The organism is Alteromonas sp. 4NH20-0104 (assembly GCF_057547795.1).
In genome coordinates, this window is record NZ_BAAJLP010000015.1 from 124,374 (window position 1) to 132,216 (window position 7,843).

The window sequence follows — 7,843 nt, forward strand, 5'->3', positions numbered from 1 at the left end:
TTTTGTTTGTATGCCGTGCAAGGAGCACACAGTCCGTTAATGTCAGTAGGTACTTTTTCACCCTTTTGTCGTGCTAGTTTGGCGCTAACCTGCCTGTTGTTCATACTCTGCCAGCCTGTATGGGCCTTAGACTATGAGTTAAAAGGCATAGAGCGAAGCGAGTTAGAAGACAATATAGAACTGCATCTGGCATCGGTTAAGCTGGTTAATAACGCACTGGATGAACCCACCGAAGATCGCATAATGCGCTCTGTAAAAACTGCCCTGCAACCCTTCGGTTTTTACAATAGTGAAGTCGCGCTCTATTTTGAGGAAGAAGAGCTTGTTATCGATGTCAGCCTCGGCGCTCCGCTTAAAGTCAGTAATGTAACCCGTGAGATTATTGGCGATGGACGCACGGATGAGGCTTTTCGGCAACGCTATAATGCCTTCCCGCTAAAACAAGGCGACGTATTACATCAGCCAACTTACGAAAAGTTTAAGTCAGAGATGTTTAACTATGCGCTGTCTAATGGCTACTTTGATTTTTATTGGCAGGCCACCCGGCTCGACCTGGTGCGGGAAGAAAACGAAGCGAATATTCTGCTTATTGCACAAAGTGGCCGCCAGTACGAATTTGGCGAAGTAGAACTGGTTGGCGACGATCGGGCGAAAGCGATTATCGGCCGGCTGAAGAATTTTGTGGCCGGTGAAAAATACAGCTCAGCTAAATTAACCGAGTTTAACCGGCGCTTAAACGAAACCGGTTATTTCGCAAGAGCCATTGCCCGCCCCATTGTTAAGCGGGCCGAAGGAGCGCGAGTACCGGTTGAAGTCACGCTGACGCATCTGCCACGGGATATCTTTAACGTGGGTGGCGGCGCCAACTCCGACAAAGGCCCCCGGGTACGAGCCCGCTGGGAGCGGCCCTGGGTGAATACCCGAGGGCATTCAGTAACCGGGCAGGTGTTTTTCTCCAAGCTGGAACAGGCGGCCAGTCTCGACTACCGTATTCCCCTTGAGGATGTAAACAATGATTACGCCAGTTTTCAAACCAGTTATGAATTTGAAGACAACTCGATCAGTGACACCAAAAGTGAAACCCTGACTATCTCAGGCCATCGTTTCTGGAAAGAAGCCGAATCCCCCTGGCAACGCAGCTTGTCGTTAACCTTTGAGCGGGAGATGTTTACCCAGGGGATAAGCGATCCGCAAACCATTAATCTGCTGATGCCCGGTTACTCGATTGGTTACACCAAATCCGATCAGGAACTCACTATCGGCCAGGGTCAGCAATATATTGTGGCGGTTCAGGGTGGGCATGAAAGTGCCGGCAGCGATATTTCGCTGTTTAAAATTACCGCCAACGCCAAAGTGATCACTACCATCAACGATACACACCGTATTTATCTGCGAGCCGACGCCGGCGCTATCCGTACCGACGATTTTAACCGGGTGCCCTCATCGCTACGTTTCTTTAGCGGTGGCGATCAGAGTATTCGCGGCTTCCGCTATCAGGAAATATCTCCCCAGGTGCTCGACGACGAAGGTAATCCGGTGCTAACCGGTGGCCGCTACCTGGCAACAGCCAGCGTAGAGTATGCTTATCCCGTTGCAGATAACTGGCGGGCGGCCGTGTTTGCCGATGTGGGTACCGCCACCAATGACTTCTCTGATGGCTTATCCCGGGGCCTGGGTATTGGCGCCCATTGGTTAACGCTGATTGGCCCGGTGCGCTTTTATATTGCCCAGGGCAAAAATGACTTCGAGACACAATGGCGCTTCCACTTTTCGCTGGGGCCTGAGCTATGAGTATCAATCGCCTGGCAAAAGGCTTCTTAATACTGCTGCTAACCCTGATACTGCTTGTTGTCGCCTTACTGTCGCCGCTTGGCGCACCATTAATCAATTATGCGGCGAACAAGTACGTCCCCGGACTCTCGGTAGACTCGGTATCGGGTAGCCCGTTAAGCGAACTGACACTACAGCACATCAGCTGGCAAAACGAGCAATGGCAGGTGAACGTCAGCAAAGTCACTTTAGCCCACGAGTGGACCTGCCTGCTTAACAGTAAAGCGTGCATTACCGCCTTAAAGATTGACTCACCGCACATAAAGCAATTGGCAGTCGCAGACACCGCAGAAGCGCCGCCAGCTGAACCGACCGGTGAAATTACCCTGCCACTGGCCATTGCACTGGATGACCTCAGCATCAGTGACACACGCTTTCAAAGCGCGGCCATAACGCTTCAGGCAGAGCAATTAACCAGCAGCGCCGAGTGGACAGACACGCTGGATATTAAACATCTCACGCTCAACGGCCTGACCATTACGCTGCCAGAGAGCGAACCACAACCGCAGTCACCGATGATTTTAAGTTATCAGGCGCCGGCCTTGCCTGAGGTGAATATACCGCTATCGCTGCGGGCCAGCGACGTTAAGCTCTCCAACATCCGGGTGTTACAGGGTGAGCAGGAAGTCGCCGCACTCGACGTAGCCTTACAACAAACACAGATTCAGGGCAGCCAGATTGCATTGCGTGCGCTCAGCGTATCCATGGCGCAGGTGAATGCAAGCCTTGACGGTGAGGTCAGCCTGAGCGGCCAGTATCCTCTTAACTTAGCCCTGGTTGCCGACCTGCCCGTCGAACAGTCTGCCCAGCATACAGAGCTGACAGCCGAAGGCGATCTGAGTGACCTCGCACTCAATATCAGCACCAGTGGACTAGCCAGCGCCAACATTACTGGCAAAGCCAACCTGCTCAGTGACAGCCTGCCTGTCTCCTTACACACTCAGTGGCCTGCACAAGCCCTCGCGCCGCTGGCGAATGTCGATCTGGATAGCGGCGTGTTGTCGATTCAGGGCCAAATGGGCGAATACGCTATACAGCTCGATAGCGGAGCCACTATTCCTGATGTATCACCGGTAAAAGTGAGTCTGATTGCCCTGTTAAGCGACCGCTCGTTAGCGGTATCGGCGCTTAATAGTGAATTGCTGGAAGGCGAAGTGACCAACAGTGGCGTGCTCTATTTCAGTGACTCGCTGAGCTGGGAGGGGATATCTCGCCTGACACGTTTGGATTTACAAGGGTTTTCAGAACTTGCCCCCACCAATTTAAACGGCGTTGTAAAAGCACAGGTTAGCCTGAGTGACAAAGGCCCCAATGTGCTGGTGTCAGATATCCGCCTTCAGGGGGAGCACTTACGGGAGTCATTTACCCTGACGGGTGACGCCGTTTACTCTGCCAACAGTGACATTATGGTGGCGAATGTCAGTGGTGACCTGGCCAACAATCACTTCTCGGCGGTGGGGCAGGTGTTTAATCAGCAATATCTGGATGCCCTGGTGGCCATCGATTTGCAAAAGCTGGCAGCGTTATACCCCGAGGTATCCGGCCAGCTAGCCGGCTCAGTAGCCATAAAAGGCCCCTGGGAAGCACCGGTCATTGATTCCAAACTGTTGCTTACAGATGTCCTCGCCAGTGCCAGGCTAAGTCAGGCGGCCGCTAATCAGGGCCCTCTGAATGGGGAAATATCGGTAACCGGTTCTTTAGCCGAGCATGCGGTTAAAGCCAACCTGCAATTGCCTGAACATACCACCACACTGAACCTGGTCGGTCAGTGGCAAAACCAGCAATGGCAGGGCCAGTTAACCGATACCCAGCTGGCGGTCCTGAATACTGTATGGGAATTACAGTCAGACGTTGCCCTGCGTTATGAAGCTAGCCCACAGCATTTCACGGTGAGTCAGCACTGCTGGGAAGCCAGGGAGAAAGGCAATTTATGTATCAATGCTGTTGATTATACGCCGGCACTGATTAACTGGGATGTGCAGGCTAACGCACTGCCAATTGGCCTGTGGGTTGACGAGCTGATGCCAGATCTGTTGGTAGAACGCAACAGCGCCACGCTCAACATCAACACTAAAGGCAACTTTAACCCGGCCAATGAAAAAGTAGCCGGCCAGCTTCAGGTATCGGTAAGCCCGGATAAATGGCAACTCGCCGGTAATGAACCGGTAACCATCGATCTAAATGAAGTGAGCTTTAATGGCCAGTTTGACGAACAGCAAGTCGCCTTAACCGGTAATATCACCAGCCCGCAAATTGGAACCATAACCTCCCGCGCCACGGTATTTCCATTTACCGAACAACCCACTATTGAAGCGCAAATTACCATTGCCGACTGGCAGCTCGCGCCATTTAAGCCACTGATTGCACGCATGAATGAACTCAACGGCAATATTAACGGTGAGCTTAAACTGGACGGACCGTTGAGCCTGCCGCAGGTGAATGGTCAGTTAACCCTTAAGCAGGGTGAGATAAACAGTGAAGACCTGCCGGTAGCAGTGAGTCATTGGCAACAAACCATCAACCTCAATGGTGCCAGTGCCGACTTTGAAGGGGAATTTTTACTGGGTGATGGCCCGGGCACCTTAAACGGCTCGGTAGACTGGCAGGACAGCTTATTGGTGGATGTCGCCGTGAAAGGCGATGCCTTTACAGTTAATTACGATGACAGCCGGGTGAAAGTCTCGCCAGACCTTTCGGTCAGCCTGAGTCCCCAGAGCGTAGAGATAACCGGTGACATTGATATTCCCTATGCCCGGGTAAAAATTAACGAACTGCCGCCCAGCGCGGTGTCTCCTTCACGTGATGTGCACCTGCGCGGGGAGCCACCCAGTGAAGCACTGGTGGACAATATAAATGCCGACATCATGGTCACATTTGATGAGGCAGAGCGTGAAGAGGTGCGCCTTGATGCCTTTGGTTTAAAGGCCACCTTAAGTGGCGGTGTAAATGTACAAACCCAGCCTGCACTTGCTGGCTACGGTGATTTACGCATTCTCAATGGCCGCTATGCCGCTTATGGGCAGAATTTGATTATCCGTACCGGTGAAGTGCAGTTTAACGGCCCGTTAGACCAGCCCATTCTGCTGGTTGAAGCCATTCGCGATCCAGACCTGACCGAAGATGATGTGATCGCGGGTGTTCGGGTAGAAGGCCCGGCCAATCAACCCAGCGTTTCGTTGTTCTCGGAGCCGGGGATGGATCAGGCCAGAAACCTGGCTTACCTGCTGAATGGCAGCGGCGGTCTCGGCGGCGGCCAGATGGACGAAAACTCCTATGCCGCCATGCTGATTGGATTTGGTTTATCCAGCTCTGAGTCACTTACCAGTAATGTGGGTAATGCATTGGGGATTGAAGATTTATCCCTCAGCACCACCGGCCAGGGCAGCGATACCAAAGTGGCCATTTCAGGCAAAATTGCGTCAAACCTCACCGTACGCTACGGGGTAGGCATGTTTTCCGATGAAGACAGCGGCGGCCAGGAAGTAGCGCTTCGCTATCAGATCCTGTCTAACCTTTACCTGGAGATTGTGCGCAGCCTGTATACCACTGTCGATTTGTATTATCAGTTTACCCTGGGGGATAACAAGCCGGATAACTCCAGCGAGGGCAACGCTCAGGAGTAGGCGTTGCTGTTGTGCCCTTAATCTGCCGCGCCCAGATCGGTAATGCGGCCATTGTTAAGGCTGTAAATCCAGCTATGAATGGTGAGAGCCTGCTTACGTGCCAGCGCATCTTTTACAATGGTTGTACGTTTAACGTTGTCGGTTTGAGCCAGCACATTTAACTCACACAGGCGTGCAGAACGCTGGTTCTCAGGCAACGCCTGAACGTCGTTATAGTGCTGTTGGTAGATATCCTTAATGTGCCCGAGCCAGTTATCAATCAGGCCAAACTGTTGCTCGCTCATGGCCGCTTCCACGCCACCACAGCCATAGTGGCCGCAAACAATAATGTGCTTAACCTTGAGCACGTCTACCGCGTACTGCAACACCGACAGGCAGTTAAAATCGGTGTGGATCACCATATTGGCCACATTACGATGCACAAAAATATCGCCGGGCAGTAAGTCCACAATCTGATTGGCCGGTACGCGGCTATCCGAGCAGCCTATCCATAAATAATCCGGCGTCTGCTGCTTGGACAGGGTGTCAAAAAATGTAGGGTCAGCTTTGTATGTCCGGGCGGCCCAGTGCGCGTTGTTATCGAGTAACTTTTTAATATCATCCATTGAGCAGAGCGCCTGTTATAGAGGGCAATGAAAAGAGCGGGCAGTGTAGGCCTGCAAAGCTAGGGGAACAAGTCATTTTGCTCCTGACTGACCAGTTGCTCGTATTCGCGCTTAAATTTCTGCTCCCGTTTATAGGCCCAGTAACCGAACCCGGCCATCAGCAGGCTGATAACGATAAAAGTGGCCACACCGCCTTTATCCACAAACGATTTCCACGTGAGATCGCCAACCACGGCGGCAATGCCCCATACGAGTAATAAAATTAACTCACTGCTCCAGGCTGAATGCAACGTGATGCGCGCGATTCTCTGATTACTCAGATATTGCTTTTTTAACGTATCCCGGTAATGACTGGTATCTTCAAACGAGGCGAGCACGGCATGACGACGCAGCCAGATAACAAAGCCGGTAAACACGCCACCACCTACCATAACGCCGCACAACACCAGGGCCATATATAAAGGTAACTTTTCCCAGCTATAAATGAGCATGCCGAGACCAATTAAAAAGCCGGTAAAATCTGAAGCAATATACCAGCGCTGCAACCGTTGCTGGGCTTTCAGGCGCAAGGTCACATCGGCCAGGTCGATTTCACTCACCGGTTGCTGCTGCCAGAGTGCAGTTAAATCCTGTTCCGGTGTTTGATTAGTCATTATTCATCCTCTGCTGCAACGTGTTTTTTGCCCGCTGAAGTAATACGCCAACGTGATTTTTAGTCAATCCGCACACCTCGGCAATTTCCTGATAGCTAAGCCCTTCCAATGTGAGCGTCATCACCTGACGCATTGTCAGGGGCAAGGCTCGAATAGCTTCCAGTAACGTGGTGACCTGCCGGCTTCGTGCCGCTACATATTCCGGCTCTTCATCCATCGCCCCGGCGGTGCCAACAATATCATCGTCGTCTGGCTGGCTCACTTCGCGGTTTTTCACCTCTTTGCTCACATGGGTCACCGCCCGGTTGTGCGCAATTTTAAGTATGTAGGTTTTCAGGCTGGCATCACCATTAAAGCGCTCTAACCCCTGCCATACCGCCAGAGCAATTTCCTGCAATAACTCCTGACGCACCGATTCATTGGCCTCGTAGCTCGATGCCACGCGACTCAGGAGCGCCTGATGTTCACTGAGTATTTGCTTAAAATCCTTTTGCACGAATGTCCCGGTTTGTAAGGTGAATTTGGCTTGCTTACTTCCTCTAGTCTGCCTGACGCAAAAAAAATTACAGGGCTTGTAATTTTTTTTAACGGGCAATGACTATAACGGTAACACAGCAGTTTGGTTAGTACTTAAAGAGGAAATCACAATGACACATACAGAGATTATTTTATTGGTAAGTGCAATGCTTGGAATGGGCTTAGTTTGCCATTATCTGGACGCCAAATATAATTGGCAGTTAAGTGCCTGGTTTTACGGTAAACCGGTTAACCCGTTTAAAAAAACCGAGGCGCAAAACAGCCGGACTCCTGCTCAAAAAGATGCGGAAATTGCAGCATTAAAAGAACGCATTGCCGTGCTGGAGAAAATCGTCACCGAACCGGCTTATGAACTCAATCAGGAATTGAATAAGTTGTGTCGGTAGAAAAGAACCGTTATCCCGGCTTATTTTATAATGTCATCCCGGCCGATTTATAACGTCATCCCGGCCTCCGAGCCGGGATCTCCTTAACGGCCTGATTGCCTGATACAATCTTATGGAGTGAGCAACACTGCTCAGGAGATCCCGGATAGCTGCTGTAGCAGCTTCCGGGATGACGGTGTGGTAGAGATTCCTACATATCACTCACCTTT

Annotated in this window: 6 protein-coding genes; 3 read left to right on the forward strand and 3 right to left on the reverse strand. The window is 51.5% G+C overall.

Annotation, left to right across the window (positions count from 1 at the left end; all coding sequences use genetic code 11):
* Positions 1-39 precede the first annotated feature (39 nt).
* Together AC27IB_RS12515 and AC27IB_RS12520 are read left to right on the forward strand one after the other, a co-directional pair.
* A complete protein-coding gene (locus AC27IB_RS12515) occupies positions 40-1,791 on the forward strand; it encodes an autotransporter assembly complex protein TamA (protein WP_487121253.1) in 1,752 nt (583 codons plus the stop codon).
* Entirely contained in the window at positions 1,788-5,453 is a 3,666-nt protein-coding gene (locus AC27IB_RS12520) for a translocation/assembly module TamB domain-containing protein (RefSeq protein WP_487121255.1), read from the forward strand. Before AC27IB_RS12515 ends, AC27IB_RS12520 begins: the two co-directional genes overlap by 4 nt.
* Before the next feature lie 17 nt (positions 5,454-5,470).
* Here AC27IB_RS12520 and can read toward each other — a convergent pair whose 3' ends face one another.
* Genes can through AC27IB_RS12535 form a run of 3 tightly spaced genes read right to left on the reverse strand, consistent with a single transcriptional unit; the run spans position 5,471 to position 7,207 of the window.
* Entirely contained in the window at positions 5,471-6,058 is a 588-nt protein-coding gene (gene can / locus AC27IB_RS12525) for a carbonate dehydratase (RefSeq protein WP_296049260.1), read from the reverse strand.
* A gap of 59 nt (positions 6,059-6,117) precedes the next feature.
* Complete coding sequence (locus AC27IB_RS12530; protein ID WP_296049259.1) at positions 6,118-6,711, reverse strand: hypothetical protein; 594 nt, start codon at positions 6,709-6,711, stop codon at positions 6,118-6,120.
* Positions 6,704-7,207 carry an RNA polymerase sigma factor gene (locus AC27IB_RS12535; RefSeq protein WP_296049257.1) on the reverse strand — a complete coding sequence of 168 codons (504 nt, stop codon included), beginning with the start codon at positions 7,205-7,207 and terminating at the stop codon, positions 6,704-6,706. Before AC27IB_RS12535 ends, AC27IB_RS12530 begins: the two co-directional genes overlap by 8 nt.
* Before the next feature lie 151 nt (positions 7,208-7,358).
* Between AC27IB_RS12535 and AC27IB_RS12540 the strand changes: the two genes are divergently transcribed.
* Positions 7,359-7,634: a hypothetical protein gene (locus AC27IB_RS12540; protein WP_296049256.1), complete on the forward strand. Its 276-nt coding sequence runs from the start codon at positions 7,359-7,361 to the stop codon at positions 7,632-7,634.
* Positions 7,635-7,843 lie beyond the last annotated feature (209 nt).